At 56.6% G+C, this 19,047-nt stretch carries 15 protein-coding genes; 4 read left to right on the top strand and 11 right to left on the bottom strand.

From position 1 onward, the window contains the following. Positions 1 to 173: 173 nt before the first annotated feature. Positions 174 to 584 carry a hypothetical protein gene (locus G9Q73_RS17190; protein WP_177420870.1) on the top strand — a complete coding sequence of 137 codons (411 nt, stop codon included), beginning with the start codon at positions 174 to 176 and terminating at the stop codon, positions 582 to 584. Positions 585 to 647: 63 nt separating this feature from the next. Here G9Q73_RS17190 and G9Q73_RS17195 read toward each other — a convergent pair whose 3' ends face one another. The 10 genes from G9Q73_RS17195 to G9Q73_RS17240 form a co-directional block, all read right to left on the bottom strand. Beyond that, a complete protein-coding gene (locus tag G9Q73_RS17195; protein WP_177420871.1) occupies positions 648 to 2,096 on the bottom strand; it encodes a glutamate synthase subunit beta in 1,449 nt (482 codons plus the stop codon). A 1-nt stretch (position 2,097) separates the two neighbouring features. Beyond that, entirely contained in the window at positions 2,098 to 6,735 is a 4,638-nt protein-coding gene (gene gltB / locus G9Q73_RS17200) for a glutamate synthase large subunit (protein ID WP_177420872.1), read from the bottom strand. Positions 6,736 to 7,013: 278 nt separating this feature from the next. Beyond that, on the bottom strand, positions 7,014 to 8,591 hold the full coding sequence (locus G9Q73_RS17205; protein WP_177420873.1) for an AAA family ATPase: 1,578 nt from the start codon (positions 8,589 to 8,591) through the stop codon (positions 7,014 to 7,016). Positions 8,592 to 8,624: 33 nt separating this feature from the next. Then, a complete protein-coding gene (gene aroB / locus G9Q73_RS17210) occupies positions 8,625 to 9,752 on the bottom strand; it encodes a 3-dehydroquinate synthase (RefSeq protein WP_246345357.1) in 1,128 nt (375 codons plus the stop codon). Further along, positions 9,749 to 10,270, bottom strand: coding sequence for a shikimate kinase AroK (gene aroK, locus G9Q73_RS17215; protein WP_177420874.1), 522 nt, complete (start codon positions 10,268 to 10,270; stop codon positions 9,749 to 9,751). Before aroK ends, aroB begins: the two co-directional genes overlap by 4 nt. Positions 10,271 to 10,383: 113 nt before the next feature. Next, complete coding sequence (locus tag G9Q73_RS17220) at positions 10,384 to 12,549, bottom strand: type IV pilus secretin PilQ (protein WP_246345359.1); 2,166 nt, start codon at positions 12,547 to 12,549, stop codon at positions 10,384 to 10,386. Between the two features lie 17 nt (positions 12,550 to 12,566). Beyond that, the gene (locus G9Q73_RS17225; protein ID WP_369408917.1) at positions 12,567 to 13,100 is read right to left on the bottom strand and encodes a pilus assembly protein PilP; all 534 of its coding nucleotides are present in this window, start codon (positions 13,098 to 13,100) and stop codon (positions 12,567 to 12,569) included. Continuing rightward, positions 13,097 to 13,699 (bottom strand): type IV pilus inner membrane component PilO, encoded by a 603-nt coding sequence (locus G9Q73_RS17230; protein ID WP_177420875.1) that lies wholly within the window; start codon positions 13,697 to 13,699, stop codon positions 13,097 to 13,099. Before G9Q73_RS17230 ends, G9Q73_RS17225 begins: the two co-directional genes overlap by 4 nt. Further along, positions 13,696 to 14,256: a PilN domain-containing protein gene (locus tag G9Q73_RS17235; RefSeq protein WP_177420876.1), complete on the bottom strand. Its 561-nt coding sequence runs from the start codon at positions 14,254 to 14,256 to the stop codon at positions 13,696 to 13,698. Before G9Q73_RS17235 ends, G9Q73_RS17230 begins: the two co-directional genes overlap by 4 nt. After that, on the bottom strand, positions 14,256 to 15,329 hold the full coding sequence (locus G9Q73_RS17240) for a pilus assembly protein PilM (protein ID WP_177420877.1): 1,074 nt from the start codon (positions 15,327 to 15,329) through the stop codon (positions 14,256 to 14,258). The genes G9Q73_RS17235 and G9Q73_RS17240 overlap by 1 nt, the downstream gene beginning before the upstream one ends. A 204-nt stretch (positions 15,330 to 15,533) precedes the next feature. Between G9Q73_RS17240 and G9Q73_RS17245 the strand changes: the two genes are divergently transcribed. The 3 genes from G9Q73_RS17245 to G9Q73_RS17255 all read left to right on the top strand — a co-directional run bounded on the left by G9Q73_RS17245 (position 15,534) and on the right by G9Q73_RS17255 (position 18,288). Then, positions 15,534 to 17,423: a penicillin-binding protein 1A gene (locus G9Q73_RS17245; RefSeq protein WP_177420878.1), complete on the top strand. Its 1,890-nt coding sequence runs from the start codon at positions 15,534 to 15,536 to the stop codon at positions 17,421 to 17,423. Positions 17,424 to 17,508: 85 nt separating this feature from the next. Then, the gene (locus G9Q73_RS17250; protein WP_177420879.1) at positions 17,509 to 17,865 is read left to right on the top strand and encodes a hypothetical protein; all 357 of its coding nucleotides are present in this window, start codon (positions 17,509 to 17,511) and stop codon (positions 17,863 to 17,865) included. 120 nt (positions 17,866 to 17,985) lie between these two features. Further along, positions 17,986 to 18,288: a type II toxin-antitoxin system RelE/ParE family toxin gene (locus G9Q73_RS17255; protein ID WP_177420880.1), complete on the top strand. Its 303-nt coding sequence runs from the start codon at positions 17,986 to 17,988 to the stop codon at positions 18,286 to 18,288. Between the two features lie 173 nt (positions 18,289 to 18,461). On the opposite strand, the gene G9Q73_RS17260 is transcribed toward G9Q73_RS17255, so the two are convergent. Then, positions 18,462 to 18,932 carry a hypothetical protein gene (locus tag G9Q73_RS17260; protein ID WP_177420881.1) on the bottom strand — a complete coding sequence of 157 codons (471 nt, stop codon included), beginning with the start codon at positions 18,930 to 18,932 and terminating at the stop codon, positions 18,462 to 18,464. Between the last annotated feature and the right edge of the window lie 115 nt (positions 18,933 to 19,047).

The following is a 19,047-nucleotide window of genomic DNA, read 5'->3' on the forward strand; positions in this document are numbered from 1 at the left end:
CGGCCTACGAATCACCACGCTACTGACGTGCATCCGTCCGGAAACATCTTTTCACCACGAAGAACTCGAAGGGCACAAAGCTTATTAATTGATTAACAGTGAATTTCCTTTGTGTTCTTCGTGGTGAATACAGTTTTCCCAGACATGAGAGTGACTAAGAAGGAGACTGCGCCATGCCCAACTATTTCCATATCGCCGAGCTGGTTCCCCCAAGCATCCACCAAAAGTTCGGGGATCAGCGATCGTGGAATTTCGTCAACCGTCGCGCCTACAAAAATCTCGTGAATATCAGGCATTATGTGGGCCGGCCTTTCATCATCAATAACTATCGTGACGGAGGCCAGCGGGAGTGGTCTGGATTCAGGACGCCGGAAAGTCCCTATTTCTCTTCAACCTCGCAGCACTCGATAGCCAACGCCTACGACATCATCTGTAGCGGCCTCACACCGCAGGAGCTGCAGGAAGTGGTGCAGAAGCACTACGCAAAATTCAATATCGGCGGAGTGGAACTCGCCCCCACCTGGACCCACATCGACTGGCGTTTCAATCTGAACGGAGAACTCACGGTCTTTCATCTGACCTGACCGGCGCCCCAATAAAAGACGGGGGCTCCAGGCCCCCGTTTTCACAATCGCGTAAACCCGCAATCAGCGCGGCAGATCACTCGACCCCATCAGGAACTCGTCTACTGCCTTCGCGCACTGGCGGCCCTCGCGTATCGCCCAGACCACCAACGACTGGCCGCGGCGCATATCACCGGCAGCAAACACGCCATCCAGGGAGGTTTTGTAGGCGTCAGCACCATCGGTCTCCCCTTTAACATTGCCGCGCCCATCACGCTCCACTGCCAGCTCATCGATCATGCCTTCATGGACCGGATGGACAAAACCCATCGCCAGCGTCACCAGTTCGGCTTTGATTTCAAATTCAGAACCTTCGACCTCGGACATCTGCCACCGGCCGTTCTCATCCTGATTCCACGCCACCTTAATGCACTTCACGCCAGCCAGGTTGCCGTTACCATCATCGATAAATTCTTTTGACGCCACCGACCACATGCGCTCACAACCCTCCTCCTGAGAGGTGGAGGTGCGCATCTTGCTGGGCCAATCGGGCCAGGTAGTGCCCTTATCCTCCTTCTCGGGCGGCTGCGGCATCAGCTCCACCTGGGTCACCGAAAGCGCACCATGACGCACTGATGTACCGACACAGTCGGAACCGGTATCACCGCCACCGATCACCACGACATGTTTACCCTCGGCGGAGATGAAATCTTCCACCTGGTCGCCCTGTACCCGATGACTGTTTCTGCGCAGAAAGTCCATCGCGAACTCGACGCCTTGCAATTCGCGACCCGGAATCTGCAGATCACGCGGCTGCTCCGCGCCCCCCGCCAGAACAACCGCATCAAACGCATTCATCAGCGGCCTGGCAGGCAGATCCACCCCAATATGGGTGTTGGTATGAAATTCGACACCCTCGGTGCGCATCTGCGCCATACGGCGATCGATGATCTTCTTATCCAGCTTGAAATCGGGAATGCCGTAACGCAACAGACCACCGATGCGGTTCTGCTTCTCATACAGATGCACCTCATGGCCAGCCCGCGCCAACTGCTGCGCACAGGCCATGCCTGCAGGACCGGAACCGACCACAGCCACCCGCTTACCACTCTTGTGCTCGGCAATCTGCGGTTTGATCCAGCCCTCTTCCCAGGCCTTCTCGATGATGCTGTACTCGATATTCTTGATCGTTACCGGGACATCATCCAGATTCAGGGTGCAGGCCGCCTCGCAGGGGGCCGGGCAGACACGACCGGTAAACTCGGGAAAGTTATTGGTACTGTGCAGCACCGAGATCGCCCCCTTCCAGTCGTTCCGGTAGACCAGATCGTTCCAGTCGGGAATGATGTTGTTGACCGGGCAGCCGCTGTGGCAAAAGGGGATACCGCAATCCATGCAGCGTGCGCCCTGTTGACTGAGTACCTCATCACCGGGGGCGATGGCAAACTCTTCAAAATGGACCACCCGATCAGCAACCGGCGCATAGGTGCGATCCTGGCGCGCATACTCTTTGAAACCTGTGGGCTTACCCATCTTAACGACCCCCCCTGCTGCCGGCTTCTCTGATCTGTTGTGCCTGCATCTCTTTCAAGGCACGGCGATACTCCACCGGCATAACCTTCACAAACTTCGACAGATAGCGCTCCCAGTTGTCGAGGATATTCTTCGCTACTGCGCTGTTGGTATAGTGCAGATGGTTCTCGATCAACTGCCTGAGACGGGTTGCATCAAAACGTGTCATATCGTGACTGACATCGACCCTGCCGGGGGTCTCCAGATCACCACCCTGATGCTCCAGCTCTTCCAGCGCATCATCTTCTGCGGGTATCGGCTCCAGTTCAACCTGCGCCATATTGCAGCGATCCTCGAAACCACCTTCCTCATCAAGCACATAGGCGATACCGCCAGACATACCTGCCGCGAAGTTGCGCCCCGTAGAGCCAAGGCAGACCACGACGCCACCGGTCATATATTCACAGCCGTGGTCACCCACGCCCTCCACGACCGCTGTGGCGCCGGAGTTGCGCACACAGAAGCGCTCGCCCGCCACACCATTGAAATAGCACTCGCCGGAGATCGCGCCGTAGAGCACAGTATTGCCGACAATGATGTTCTCTTCCGCCTTGCCGATCTTGGAGTGCGCAGGCGGATAGATCACCAGACGTCCACCGGAAAGCCCCTTACCGACATAGTCGTTGCCTTCACCGGAGAGTTCAATCGTGACTCCCTTGGTTACCCAGGCCCCAAAGGATTGACCTGCAGTACCCTTCGCCTTGATGTAGACCGTGTCGTCCGGCAGGCCGACAAAACCATACTTCTCGGCCAGACGACCCGAGAGCATGGTGCCGAAGGTGCGGTTGTAGTTGTGAATATCGATCTCGATCTTCACCGCTTCACCCCTTTCCAGGGCCGGTGCCGCCTGCTCGATCAACACATTATCGATCGCCTGATCGAGACCGTGATCCTGAGTCTCGTTGTTGTAGACCTCATCCCCTTCAGCGGCGACCGGCTTGGTCAGCAATCGACTGTAGTCGAGACCCCGCGCCTTCCAGTGATCGATGGCGCTACGCATGTTGAGGCGATCCATCTGACCGATCATCTGCTGGAAGTTGCGGAAACCGAGCCGGGCCATCAGGCGGCGCACCTCTTCGGCAACGAAGAAGAAGTAGTTCACCACATGCTCGGGTTTGCCGGTAAAGCGCTTGCGCAGTTCGGGATCCTGCGTTGCAACGCCCACGGGACAGGTGTTGAGATGACACTTGCGCATCATGATGCAGCCTTCGGCGATCAGGGGAGCAGTGGCAAAACCGACCTCATCGGCGCCCAGCAGCGCGGCAATCACCACGTCGCGTCCAGTACGCATACCCCCATCGGCCTGCACCGCGATACGGCTGCGCAGGCGGTTCAGCACCAGGGTCTGATGGGTCTCGGCGAGACCAATCTCCCAGGGTGAACCCGCGTGTTTGATGGAGGTCAGAGGCGATGCGCCAGTGCCGCCGTCATAACCGGAGATGGTGATGTGGTCGGCATGGGCCTTGGAGACGCCTGCGGCAACCGTGCCCACACCCACTTCGGAGACCAGTTTCACGCTGATACGGGCTTTGGGCTGCACGTTCTTCAGATCGTGGATCAGTTGAGCCAGATCCTCGATGGAGTAGATATCATGGTGTGGCGGCGGAGAGATCAGACCAACACCGGGGGTTGAGTGGCGCACCCGGGCTATCTGCTGATTGACCTTGTGGCCAGGCAGCTGACCACCCTCGCCGGGTTTCGCGCCCTGGGCCATCTTGATCTGGATGTCATCGGAGTTGACCAGATACTCGGTGGTCACACCAAAGCGCCCGGAGGCAACCTGCTTGATCGCAGAGCGTTCAGGATTGGGGGATCCGTCCGGCAGCGGATTGAAGCGCTCGGCCTCCTCACCACCTTCACCGGTATTGGACTTGCCGCCGATACGGTTCATTGCGACGGCCAGCGTCGAATGCGCCTCATAGGAGATGGAACCAAAGGACATGGCGCCGGTAACAAAGCGTTTGACGATCTCCTTTGCCGGTTCCACTTCGTCCAGTGGGATCTCCTGATCCGCAAACTCGAACTCGAACAGGCCACGCAGGGTCAACAAAGTCTCATTCTGCTCGTTGATCTGCCGGGCAAATGCTTCGTAGGTATTCCAGTCGTTACTGCGCACCGCATGCTGAATCTTGGCGATACTATCCGGTGTCCAGCTATGCGCCTCGCCACGGATGCGGTAAGCGTAGTCGCCACCCACATCCAGATGTTTGCGATAGATCTCGGCGCCACCGTAGGCTGCATCGTGCCAACGCCTTGCCTCTTCGGCGATCTGCGCCAGCCCGGCGCCCTCGATGGTAGTGCTGGTACCGGTAAAGTAGTCAGCCAGGAAACTGCTGTGCAGGCCCACGGCATCGAATATCTGCGCACCACAATAGGACTGATAGGTGGAGATTCCCATCTTCGACATCACCTTCTTCAGACCCTTGCCGATCGCCTTGATGTAACGGCTCTGGGCTTCGCTGAACGTCAGCGGTTCAGGCAAACTGGATAGCTGCGCATCGATAGTGTCGAAAGCCAGATAGGGATTGATCGCCTCCGCGCCGTAACCCGCGAGGGTGGCGAAGTGGTGGATCTCCAGCGCGGCGCCGGTCTCGACTACCAGGCCCGCCTCTGTGCGCAATCCTTTGCGGATCAGGTGGTGATGCACTGCGGAGGTCGCCAGCAATGAAGGGATCGCAATGCGATCCGTATCGACCTTGCGATCGGAGAGGATCAGGATGTTATAGCCCTCCCGAACCTTGGCCTCGGCCAGCTCGCAGAGTGCGGTCAGCGCCCCTTTCATCCCTTCAGCGCCCTCGGTGATCCCGTAGGTCATATCCAGGGTCTTGGTGCGAAACGCCCCTCCGGTATTGTCCTCGATGTGCCTGATTCGTTCCAGATCGCAGTTGGTGAGGATCGGCTGCGGCACCTCCAGGCGCATGTTCTTACCCGCATCCGCCATTCCCAGCAGGTTGGGGCGGGGACCGATCAGGGAGACCAGGGACATGACGATCTCTTCGCGGATCGGGTCTATCGGCGGATTGGTCACCTGAGCAAAGTTCTGTTGAAAATAGCTGGAGAGGTGCTTCGACTTGTTGGAGAGCACAGACGGAGGCAGGTCGGTGCCCATGGAGCCAGTCGCCTCCATGCCGGTCATCACCATCGGAATAAGGAGAAACTTGATCTCTTCCTGGGTATAACCGAACGCCTGCTGACCATTCAGCAGCGTAGTCGCATCCGGCGCCATCGGCGCCACGTCGGCGGGCAGCTGATCCAGATGAATCTGGGTCTTGTCGAGCCAGTCCCGGTAAGGCTGAGCGCCGGAGATATTGGCCTTCAGTTCAACGTCGTCGATGATACGACCCTCTTCGGTATCGATGAGGAACATCTTACCCGGCTGCAGCCGCCATTTTTTGACGATCTTCTCTTCCGGAATATCGAGCACACCCATCTCGGACGCCATCACCACCAGATCATCATCGGTAATCAGATAGCGGGCGGGGCGCAGGCCATTTCGATCCAGGGTGGCGCCTATCTGGCGGCCATCGGTAAAGGCGACCGCAGCCGGACCGTCCCAAGGCTCCATCAGCGCAGCATGGTACTCATAGAAGGCACGGCGCTTCCGATCCATCTGTTTATTGCCGGACCAGGCCTCTGGAATCAGCATCATCATCGCGTGGGAGAGAGAGTAGCCACCAGCCACCAGCAGCTCCAGCGCATTATCGAAACAGGCCGAATCGGACTGCCCTTCAGGAATCAGCGGCCAGATCTTATCCAGATCTTCACCCAGAATCTCCGAAGCCATGGAACTCTTGCGCGCGGCCATCCAGTTCACGTTGCCACGCAGGGTGTTGATCTCCCCGTTGTGAGCGATCATGCGGAACGGATGCGCAAGATCCCAGGTGGGGAAGGTGTTGGTGGAGAAACGCTGATGCACCAGCGCCAGGGCTGTGACCATTGTCTCGTCATTGAGATCGTTAAAATACTCACCCACCTGTCCCGAGAGCAGCATGCCTTTGTAGACGATGGTACGGGAGGAGAAAGAGGTAAAGTAGAAGGACTCACCCCCCTCCATCTCCGCTGCGCGAATCAGCTTCTCGATCTGCTTGCGGATAACGAACAGCTTGCGCTCAAAGGCATCCTGATCGGCGCAGTTATCCCCACGACTGACGAATATCTGCCGTACGACCGGCTCGGTAGGCACAACACTGTAACCCAGGCCACTGTTGTCCACGGGGACGTTGCGCCAACCGATGACCGACTGACCCTCGGCGGTGACCAGTTTTTCGACAGTCTCCTCACATTCGTTCCGGCTCGCCTCGTTCTGCGGCAGAAAAAGCATGCCAATGGCGTACTCCCCCGCTTCGGGCAGACTGAAATCGACCTGGGCACGGAAAAAGGCATCGGGGAGCTGCAGCAGAATACCTGCGCCGTCACCTGCCTTCGGATCTGCGCCGACCGCACCACGATGGGTCAGTCGATCCAGAATCTCCAGTCCCTGCCGGACAATTTGATGGCTTTTATTACCTTTGATGTTGGCGACAAAGCCGACACCACAGGCATCATGTTCGTTAGCGGGATCATAGAGTCCCTGCTTCGGTGGTAAAGCACCTTGGCCCATTGCAAACCTCGTTTTTGTTCGGGCCCTGATAGCGGATACTCTCCGCCAGAGAACCTGTATGCAATAAACTGACAAAAAATTAATTGGCGGAAAAACCCTCTCGCGCACCCACCAACCCGCCCCAAATCGGGGCGCACAGAGCCGCGTAGGATACTTGAGATTGGACGATCAGGCCAGTTTGTAACGATTTCACACAAAAATTACGGGGGTGTGCTGCCCCGGGAAAAGCTTTGCGTGGCAACGCAACTCTATGATTTTAAAAAACTTGCGCGTCCAATTCACGGAAGGGAGGCATTCAGTTCCTGCTGCAGCGAACCCACGGTACGCGCCCAGACGACCCTACCCTTCAGAGAACGGGGCAGCTTTCGTTTCGCCTTCTGCGCCGCATCGCGTTCAGGATAGACACCCCAGAGCAATACATACCACGCCTTGCCCTTGCGTTTTGTCCTGATATATCCCGCCCGTTTTTCCAAACCATGACGCGCCACAAACCGCCGCAACGAGGCGAGCTGCTCGACACCGATCAACTGCAGGGTGTAATGCTCAGGGTTCTGTTCCAACAACCAGTTGTTCTTGTCCAGGGGATCAGCCGGCACCTGCGGCTCAGGGGCCACCTCCGGCAGCCGCGCCTTTTCCGGAAGAACTTCCGGCTCGATGGCTCGTTCCGTTATCTGCTCCGTTACGGCTTCGATCTGAGCCGCCTCAGGCACATCCTCTTCAGATTCAAAGACCGCGGCAGACTCCGCCAATGTTTTATCTGTTCCGGCAGACTGCCGCTCTGTCGGCGGCGGCTCTTCAGACAGCGGCGCCTCGTCAATCGTCTCGACCCCCTGTTCCATCTCCACAGGAACCTCGATTGGCGTCTTGACATCTATCTCTGCCAGATATTGATCCTCTGCCGATGCAGAATCCGGTTGCGGAATCTCTTCCACTACAGGCGCCTTCTCTTGCGCCGGTTCAATGGTGCGACGGTCGAGGGTCAGCACCTCCTGCGGCGCCGGCATGGCCTGTTGCCTCTCCTCTACCTTAAGCAACACTGATTTCCCTGTGACAAACAGACGATTGATCTCGTCCTGAAACCACAACACCCCGCCAACGATCAGCACAGACACAGTGATCAACAACCAGCGAAAGGTGGATCGGCCCGTCTTCGCACCCCCGGAACGGAGCGGTCGGGTGCTAATGGCTTCAAGGATCGACTCCCCGAGCGGTCCAATCCGTCCCTGAGTTTCACGATGTATCCGGCCAAGAAGGCCATCATCCAGGGCGAGCGTTTCAGGCAATCCCTCCGCCTCGATCAGATAGCCCATGAATGCCTTAGCGGCGTCAAATCCCATTACCGGCATATCGATGACATGCAACGCATGGTGAGACATGGCCTGCAACTGGGGCGTCGCCAGAAGTAGATCAATCTGGGTGTTGGCAAAGAGGACGATACTGACCTGGGAGATTCCCTCCACCTGATGTTCAAACAGACGCAGCAGCGTGATCAGGCTGGCAGGCGGCAGCAGTTGTGCATCATCCAGGAGGACAACCGGCACACGCCCCTGCTGGTGCAGATGCTCAAAGTGATCGACCAGCAGATCCATCAGGCCAGGATGTTCATCAGCCAGCCCAAAGCCACGGGCGATATGTGCAAGCAGCAGTTCGGGCTGCAGCGTCGGGTCCGCATCGAAATGGCAGACCGCCCAGGAGTCAGGCGCATGGAGCTGGAGCTGTGCCGCCATGGCGCTCTTTCCGATACCGCCAGGACCACGCACCAAGGGCACAACTTCACTATTCTCGATCAGGTGGCGAATGAGGTCCTGCCGCTGAGCAAGCTCCAACGTGTTGAAATAGTTATCGGAATTTGCCACTGTTCGCCCGCCCCCCGCCGGCCAATCCGTGTGTTAGGTCGTCTGCTGGTCCAGGGATTCCTGCAACATCTTTCGGTCAAAATCGTCGCTGACCACTGAGGCCCCAATCCCATGCAGGAGCACCAGCCGCAGCTTTCCGTCCAATACTTTCTTGTCCACCGCCATCAACGCCATGAACTGTTCGCTGGAGAGCGCCTTGGGCGGATCTATCGGCAGTCCGGCCCGTTCAATAAGGTGGCAGGTACGCTCAAAATCTTTACCCTCCATCCAGCCCAGCCGACGGGAAAGATCCGCCGCCATGCACATACCGGCGGCGACCGCCTCGCCATGCAGCCACTCGCCATACCCCATGCCGGTCTCTATGGCATGGCCAAAAGTGTGCCCAAGATTCAGCAGGGCTCGCTGACCCGCCTCTCTCTCATCCGCCGCCACCACTTCCGCCTTGTCCCGGCAGGAGCGCTCTATGGCATAGGCCAGCGCTTCAGGTTCACGGGCCAGCAGAGCATCCATATTGGCCTCCAGCCAGTCGAAAAATGGCCGGTCGCTGATCAGTCCATACTTGATCACTTCGGCGATGCCCGATGCCAGTTGCCTGTCATCCAGGGTATTGAGTGTCGCTATATCCGCCAGTACGGCCTTGGGCTGGTAGAAGGCCCCAATCATGTTTTTGCCCAGCGGGTGGTTCACCCCCGTCTTGCCACCCACCGAAGAGTCGACTTGGGAAAGCAGCGTGGTCGGCACCTGAATGAAGGGCACGCCCCGCTGGTAGGAGGCGGCGGCAAAACCGGTCATGTCACCAATCACGCCCCCGCCAAGGGCAATCAGGGTGCATTGGCGGGTAAAGCGATGTTCCAACAGCGCGGTGTAGATCCGGCTGAGGACTTCCAGAGTCTTGTACTGCTCGCCGTCCGGCAGAATGACGCTTGCCACCTCGAATCCATCCAGTGCCTGCAGGGTGTTTTTCAGATAGAGCGGAGCAATGGTTTCATTGGTCACCACCATGACCTGAGTGCCACTTATGTGAGGGCGGTAGTAGCCTGCATTGGCGTGGATACCGGCACCGATGTAGATGGGATAACTGCGTTCCCCAAGATCCACTTCGAGCCTGTTGACTGTTTCGTTCAAATCGGTGCCTTGCTGTTGTTGGCTGCGATCCGTCAATCCAAGGTTTCCAGTTTGTCCTGAACCTCGCGCGCCACGGACTGAGTATTACGCTGCTCGGTAACCACCACCAGATCCGCAGTCTGCCGGTAGAGGGGATCCCTCTGCTCCATCAAATCCTTCAGTTTGGCCAGAGGATCCTCGGTCTGCAGCAGCGGGCGATTGCGATCACGATAGGTCCGGTCGTACTGCTGTTCCGGCGTACAGTAGAGATAGACCACTATGCCTCTGGAAGAGAGATTGCGCCGGTTGTCCGCATCCAGGATAGCGCCACCACCGGTTGCCAGCACGACGCCTTCCTGCGCCGAGAGGTCGTCGATGACGGCCCGCTCCCTGTTACGGAAGCCCTCCTCACCCTCGAACTCGAAGATCGTGGGGATATCCACACCGGTTCGACGCTGGATCTCCCGATCACTGTCCTCGAACACCATACCCAAGGCTTCCGCCAGTTGTTTGCCAACGGTCGTCTTGCCGGCACCCATCGGCCCCACAAGAAAAAGATTCTGATTTCGTTTCATAATCAGCAGATATGCCAGATTTTACCGGCAGCGGCAAGTCATCCTTTCCAAAAAAACAAAAAGGCGCGCCATTCGGCGCGCCTTTAACCTTAACCTAAGCAGTGGTGACGAAATCAGCGAACCCGTAATGAATCTTTGAGAATCTTGGGCGTCACGAAAATCAGCAGCTCCTTGTTCTCATCCCGTTGCTCATTTTTCCTGAACAGCACACCCACGAAGGGAAGATCACCAAAGAAAGGAACCTGCTCTACATTTTTGGTCTTGGTGCGTTCAAAAACACCACCCAGAACCACCGTTTCACCATTATCGACCAACACCGTGGTCTCTATCTTGCGGGTATCGAGCGGCGGCACACCCAAAACGGAACGAGAGAAGTCAGGACTGTCTTTGTTGATCGACAGATCCATCCGGATCCGGTCATCGGGCGTGATATGCGGGGTGACATCCAGCTTCAGCACAGCTTCCTTGAAGCTCACCGAAGTGGCGCCACTGGAGGTAGCCTCCTGATAGGGGATCTCGACACCCTGCTTGATGGAAGCCTTGGTCTGATCGGAAGTGATTATCCGGGGGCTGGAGATGACCTCACCCTTGCCCTCTTTCTGCATCGCAGAGATCTCCAGTTGCAGCAGATAGGAACCCACCTTGCCCACCAGCAGGTTCAATGCCCCGGAGGGTGCCGTCGCCGGTAGATTGACAATCAGCGACTCCTGACTTGAGCCAGCTGGATTCTCGATGCCGGTGACACTGGGGTAAGCGATATGGCCAGGCATACCGCCGGCAAACAAACCACCACTGTCACCGGAAGTCGCGTTAAACGTGGCGCCAAAACGAACACCCAGATCCTTGGCAAAGTCGTTGTTGGCAATCACGATCCTGGATTCGATCAATACCTGCCGCACCGGGATATCCAGCCTCTGCAACAAGCGGCGGATATCTTCCAGTTTGGCCGCTGTATCCTGCAGCAGCAGGGTATTGGTTCGCTTGTCCACCGTCACGTTACCACGCTCGGAAAGCAGACGATTCTCCGAGGACTTCAGCAGCACCGCAAGATCTGCAGCCTTGGCGTAATTGACCTGTACAAACTCGGAACGCAGTGGCGCCAGCTCTTCGATCTTCTGCTGCGACTCCAACTCCAGCTGCTCGCGGGCCGCGATCTCTTCCGTTGGCGCAACCATGATCACATTTTCGTTACGGCGCATGGAGAGACCTTTGGATTTCAGGATGATATCCAACGCCTGATCCCAGGGAACATTCTTCAAACGCAGTGTAATGCGGCCGCTGACCGTATCGCTGGTGACCAGGTTGAGTTCGGTAAAATCCGCCAGCAACTGCAGTACGGAACGCACCTCGATATCCTGAAAATTGAGCGATAGGCGCTCACCGGAGAAGACCATGCGCTCTTTCAACTGCGCCTCTTTTTCCGCCTTGCTCAGGCCCCGTAACTCAACGGCAAAGACATTGCCTGTCTGATAGGCCATATACTCGTATTCGCCGGTCGCCGTGATCTCTATCACCACATTGTTTCCCCGCGGCCTGGTCTCGACGAGCGTCACCGGCGTGGCGAAATCCATCACGTCCAGACTCTGGATCAGATTCCGCGGAACCGTGGTGCCAAGGAACTCCATCACCACGCGGCTTCCCTCTTCACGCACATCCACCGGGATAGCGGAATCTGCGAGGGTGACAAGCACCCGGCCTACGCCGTTTTCACCACGACGAAAATCAATTCCGATGATCCCCTCGCCCGCACCTGTCTCCGTAGACACAGGGGTCTGCACCATAAGTCCTGCATTCCCTGCAACGGCCACCGGTTCTGCAGACTCCGCCGTATCGCGACCCCCAGCATCAAGGGTGATCACAATGTTGTCACCATGAGTCTCAATCCGGTGAGCCACTGAATTCAACAGATTGACCACCACGCGCAGCCGGTTTCCCGCTACCAGGACATTGACACTGTGCGCAGCGCCGATACCGATCTGCTTGCTCTTGTAGGCGAGGCCACTGCTGACGCCGGTAAAATCCAGGGAGATACGGGCCGGGGATTCAGTTGTGAAGCTGGTCGGCTCAGGCACATCGCCCGACATGGCCAGTGTGATCTGCACCCGATCTCCAGGAAGCGCCGAGAAATCAATGTCCTCAAGTGAAACCCCACCCCAAACCAGCGCGGGAAGCGTCCACAACAGGAGCAAAAAGAGTACAGCGTGACCGCGTCTCTTTTGGTTAGCAGCGACTGAGGCATTCTCCCCTCTACGCCAGAATGCCATAGGCATAACGTTCATCTCGCAATTCCTCAGAACTATTCTGTCAACGCAAGCGATGCCGGGCGTTCACTGTAGCCGCCCAACCCATCCTGCACAATCTCGGTCAAGTTGATCTTCTCTTCCGAAATTTGTGTTATCCGCCCGTAATTACGGCCCATGTGGTTACCACTACGCACCCTGTGAATAGTGCCCTCCTTCGTCTGCACCAAGGCCCAGGCGGTCTCGCTCTGCTCCAGGGTGCCAACCATTCGAAGGGTATCAAGAGAGTAGGACTCAAGCTCCTCTTTGCGCCGATTGAAGTCGGGAGCTACCCCACTCTCAACGACGGTTCGCTCAGCAGACGGCTGCTCCGAAGAGGGTGCAAAGGGATCGCGCCTGTCTTGATGATCGTAGAGAAAAGTCTCGATCTGGCGGATCTCCGGAATCGGCTCAATCTGTGACGGGCTTGCCGCTTTCTCTTTCGCCACAAACTTCTTCAGATCTTCGATCTGCGGCTTGGCACAACCCACGACAAACAGCACCGCCAGCACACAGGCGAACATCCCGATCATTTTACCGATACGACTCACTGCTCACCCTCCTCATCCAGATAGCGATAGGTTTTGGCAGTTGCCTGCAGCACCAGTCCAGCGCCGCCGCCCCGTTTGATTTTTTTCGGACTGATATTGATATCGTGGATGGTGACAATTCGCGGAAGCGCTGCAAGGCCACTGATAAAATCGCCAAACTCATGATACTGACCGGTGACGGTCAGCTTTATCGGCAGCTCCGCATAAAACTCCCTTGGCACTTCTCCCTGGGGTTTGAACAACTCAAACTCGAGACCTGAGGCCAAACCTGTTTGGGAGACATCAACCAGCAATTCGGCCACTTCTGTCTTGTTGGGCAGTTGCCGAAGCATGGCGCCAAACGACTGCTTCATCTCTTCCAACTGTTTCTTATAGGCATCCAGATTGGCGGCTTTTGCCTGTTTCTCCTGGAAAGTCGAACGTAATTCAACCTCTTTCCGCTCAACTTTTTCGAGTTGTTTAAGCTGCTTTTCTGTATCCAGATAGTAGCCACCGACAGCAACCAGCGCGCAGACAATGAGCACCAGCACAAACTTAACCGGTCCCGGCCAGACGCCGATGTTGTTAAAATCGAGTTCGTTCAGATCCTGCAGATTCACTGCGTCGCCTCCCCGCCACTCGCAAGCTGTCTCGCTGTGAGTTTGAAGTGACTCATCCCGGTACCGGTCGCCTCCTTGTTCTCGATAACATCGAGACGGGGATTACCCAGCCATTCCGAACGTTCAATGTTGCGCATATAAGCAGAAACCCGGGCATTCGACTGAGCCCGTCCCGCTACCGACACCAACGCCCCGTTTTGTTTAACACTCGTCAGATGGACGCCATCAGGCAGCGTGGCAACAAGCTCATCGAACAGATGCACTATCTGGGGACGGCTGCTCTGCAACTGTTGAATGATATCCATGCGCGCCAACAGGCCGGCTTTGGTCTTGCCCAGATCCCTGATCTCCCTGATCTGCTGCTTGACCACATCGATCTCCTGCTGCAGATAGGCATTGCGGCGACTCTGCGCCGAGATCAGGCTCTCCATATGCATGTGCATGGAAAAGATGGCGGCGATCGTGAGAACGACTCCGCTGAGAATCATAAAACCAAATTCGCGTTTGCGCTTTGTGCGTTCGGCTTCGCGCCATGGCAGAAGGTTAATGCGCGCCATCAGTCAAAGCTCCTCAAGGCCAGACCGCATGCAATCATCAACGCCGGGGCATCGGCACTCAGTGCCTGTGGTTTCACTTTGGATGACACCGACATATTGGCGAAGGGATTCGCCACCGACGCCGGCGTACCCAGCTTCTCTTCGAGCAACTCATCGACTCCTGGGATGGAGGAACTCCCACCTGCCAACACGATGTGCTCAACACTGCTAAAGGCGCTGGAGGAGAAGAAAAACTGCAGGGAGCGACTGACCTGCTGGACCATCGCTTCTTTAAAGGGTTCCAGCACTTCCGGCACATAATTATCCGGCAGGCCGCCCTGTCGCTTGGCCATACCCGCCTCTTCGAGGGAGAGGCCATAGCGGCGCTGGATCTCCTCGGTCAGCTGGCGGCCACCAAAATTCTGCTCACGAGTGTAGATGATCTTGTTGTTGTGCAAGACATTGAGGGTGGTGGTGGTGGCGCCGATATCCGCCACCGCAATGGTCTGGTCGACTCCCCGCTCCGGCAACTGGTCCACCAGTTGGGTGCAGGCGTTCTCCATCGCATAGGCTTCCACATCGACGATTGCGGCATTCAGTCCAGCCAGCTCCATCGCAGCGACCCGATCATCCACATTCTCGCTTCGAGAGGCTGCAAGCAGAACATCAACCAGCTCGGGGTTCTTGTCGGAAGGACCCAACACCTCGAAGTCGATATTCACCTCTTCCAGTGGATAGGGGATATATTGATCCGCCTCAAGCTGAATCTGGCTCTCCATATCCTGGTCCGACAGGGCGGACGGCATGGAGATGACCTTGGTGATGACTGCAGAGCCGGAAACCGCAACCGCGACCTGTTTGGCACGGGTGCCCGAGCGGTTGACCACGGCCCGGATAGCTTCCCCGACCGCATCGACATCAGCGATATTCTTTTCCACCACCGCATTCGGTGGCAGCGGCTCCACGCCATAGGCTTCCACCCGGTACATCGCACCTGTGCGTCCGACATTCTTCGACAACTCAAGCAGCTTGATCGTTGTCGAACTGATGTCTATGCCTATCAGGGGCGGATTTTTTCGTCCGAAGAAAAACATGCGGTTTTCAGAACTCTCCTTTCGTGCCGCAAAAAACGAGGAATCTCTTTAACTTGAGTAAGTAACTATATAGCAGTAAATGATTTTTTGTGAAGCCATTTTTTGCTACCCGCTACAATAAACCTTCTCGTAAATTTGCTAATATAGGATCTCACACCGTCTCATTCTGGTCCCTGAGGGCCAACCTTTTCTGTGAACCAGCGCATGAAGTTGTTGTCCCGACTGATAAAAATCTCTTTATTCCTGTTCATTGGGCTCTTTTTGCTCGGTTTGGGCGGCCTTGGTGCCGCCTATCTCTACCTGGAACCCGATCTGCCATCCACCGATATTCTGCAGGATGTCAAACTCCAGGTCCCCTTGCACGTCTACAGCCGTGACCACAAGCTGATCGCCGAATTTGGCGAAAAACGCCGGGAACCCCTCAAATACGACGAGGTTCCCAAACGCATGATACAGGCCTTTCTCGCCGCCGAGGATGACCGATTCTTCGAACATCCCGGCGTCGACTATCAAGGCATCCTGCGTGCCGCCGGCCAACTGCTGCTGACCGGCAAACGCCGCCAGGGCGGCAGTACCATCACTATGCAGGTGGCGAGAAACTTCTTTCTCAGTAATAAAAAAACCTTCACCCGCAAGCTCAACGAAATCTTTCTTGCACTGAAGATCGAACGCGAACTCAGCAAAGAGGAGATACTGGAACTCTACCTCAACAAGATCTATCTCGGGCACCGTTCCTACGGTGTTGGTGCCGCCTCTTTAGTCTATTACGGCAGGCCGGTAGGAAAACTTGAGCTTTCTGAGATCGCAATGATCGCAGGCCTGCCCAAAGCCCCCTCCCGCTACAACCCTGTGACCAATCCTAGCCGCGCCCTGTTGCGCCGAAATTACGTCCTGGGACGGATGCTGACGCTGGAAGTTATCTCCCGCGCCGAGCACGATGCCGCCAAAGCCACCCCTGTGACTGCGACCCTGCACCGGGCAATGAGCGAGGTCGAGGCGCCCTATGTTGCCGAGATGGTGCGCGCCGAAGCGGTCAGGCGATTCGGCAACGCCGCCTATACTGGTGGCTATACCATCCACACCACCATTGACGGCCGACTGCAGGAGAGCGCCAACGCAGGGGTTCGCCAGGCGCTGCATGCCTACGACAAGCGGCACGGCTACCGGGGTGCTGAGGCACATATCGACTTGGGGGAAACCCCAGACCCAGCGCTCATGGACAAACTTCTCAGGGAGCAGAAGAGTGTTCCAGATCTGCAGGGAGCCGTGGTGCTCAGCACCGATGGGCAAAACGCCGGACTCTATCTGGGACCGGAGCAGCAGGTCACACTGACTTGGCAGGGCCTCTCCTGGGCTCGGCAGTTCAAGGACTCGGATCACCAGGGCCCCGAACCCAAAACCGCTGACGACATCCTCCAACCTGGGGATCTGATCAGAATCCACCGTGAAAAACCCAAAGAGGGTGAACCCTACTGGCGCCTGGCGCAGATCCCCAAGGCAGCCGGCGCGTTGGTCTCGGTTGATCCAGACAGCGGTGCCATTCTTGCGCTGGTCGGTGGCTACGACTTCTATCTAAGCAAGTTCAACCGCATCACCCAGGCCAGGCGCCAACCCGGCTCCGGCTTCAAGGCCTTCATCTACTCCGCCGCCCTGGAAGCCGGATACACACCCGCCAGTCTGATCAACGACGCGCCGGTGGTGTTCGATGACCCGGCGCTGGAGGCCTCCTGGCGTCCGGAAAACTACAGCGGCAAATTTTTCGGTCCTACCCGTCTGCGATACGCCCTGACAAAATCCCGTAACCTGGTCTCCATCCGCCTCCTGCGGGCAATGGGCATCAAGTCCACCCTGGAGTATGTCACCCGTTTCGGTTTCGACAAGGGTAAACTGCCCCGCGATCTCTCACTGGCTCTCGGCAGCGGCGCAATCACCCCGCTACAGATGGCGGAGGGTTATTCAGTGCTGGCCAATGGTGGCTACCATATCGAACCCTTCTTCATCGTTCGTATCGAAGACGACCACCGCGAGACCATCTTTCTGGCCAACCCGGCACAGATCTGCGAATCCGCCACCTCCGCTGCCAGAACCCACTGAAACGAGCTGAAGTGACTGCAGAGCCAACCGTCGATGCAGGAATCCGCTGCGCTGAACGCGTCATCACTCCACAAAACCCTGCCTGATGAACTCCACGAGTGCTGCGCGCGACGTGGTACGGCGCGGCACCGCCCGCAAAGCCCGTGCGCTCGACCGCAAGGATATCGCGGGTAAAACCGGCACCACCAACGATCAGCGTGACGCTGGTTCAACGGTTTCAACCCGCAACCTGGTAGCTATCACGCCTGGGTCGGTTTCGATAATTTTCAACCTCAGCGGTGAAGGTCGGGGGCGCGCGCACCTGCACGGATCCATTTCACGCCGCACCGGACGCTGGAGGGCACTGAAGGGCGCCTCTGGAATGCCAGGGCATGATGACCATGCGCATCACGACGAAGACCGGCAGAAAACCGGTCCACGCCGGTCAGGGCGCAATCTTTGAGGTCTTTTCGCGAAATACGCCCCTGAGATCCCCCGATCGCGTTGCCGAGGCCAATGAAAACTATCTGGAAAGCAAGCGAGCCATGATTCGCGACCGATTCGAGGGTCGTGATCAGGGCTGATGAGCTATCGCGTAGTGTTTACCGAGGCGGCGGATGCCGATATTGATTCGATTATCGGATTCATCGCCTTGGATAGCCCGATCAGGGCCTACAGATTTGTCGACGAGCTGATCAGCCGAATTATTGACCTGTTGGGCCAGTTTCCTCTAAGTGGCACGTTTTATCATGACGTGCGTTTTATGATGTTCGATAACTATACCGTGGTATATGACGTCGATGAGTCAAATCAGACGGTCTATGTCTATCTGATCACCGAGCGACACAGAGAGTGGAAGGCTGTCTTGTCCGGTAGAAGAGAGTAGGGCATGGATAGTCAGGTATCATGCTGTTCGGTTGAGTCTGGAAGAATGAGGTCAGAGTAAAAACCTGCTTTTACTCTGGCCCACAAAAAACCGCTGATGAAATATTAGGGGACGCATCCTGTTTTCCGTGCCACTTCTGGTACTTCGAAAAACGTGGTGCGTCCCCTATTGTTTTACTTCGAGCGCCATTTATCCTTTTTTACACTCAGTTCACTCTCACCCAAACTGGCGCTACCAAAATAACGCTGTGCGCCCACATCAATGTCCAGCTCAATTGTGCGGGGTAACGTCGCTGCGCCAGCCGTGAATGGTGACGCATCAAAATTAGCCTCCAGCTCAAAGCGCCCTATTGATCCTTTGAGCCCTTCAACCACATTGAGGACTCGATATACACTGTCGCCCAATGTTCCGATCGTGATGATTGAGGCATCAAGCAACGGAAAGGGAAAGGTAAGGGTGATCTCCTTGCCTTCTTCTTCCTCCTCGATCAGGACACCGGGAGTAACCGTCGTGGCCACACCGAACGCATCCACATCGATCAAAGCCCTACCGTCAATGTCGATTGGGAAGGCGCCACCAATGTCCTTCATCTTGTACTTTATCGTGAGCACGGTTTCCGTGGGCGCAATGATATGGCTTTTCATCTTGATCGGGTAATGGGACTCTTTGAAACGGTAACGAGCCCCCTTCCAATCGATCTTGAACTTACTGATGCCATTGGTCGCTTCATTCCCTTCATACTAACAATACGTAACTGGC

It is taken from the genome of endosymbiont of Lamellibrachia barhami (genome assembly GCF_011947365.2).
In the GTDB taxonomy this organism is placed as follows: domain Bacteria; phylum Pseudomonadota; class Gammaproteobacteria; order Chromatiales; family Chromatiaceae; genus QGON01.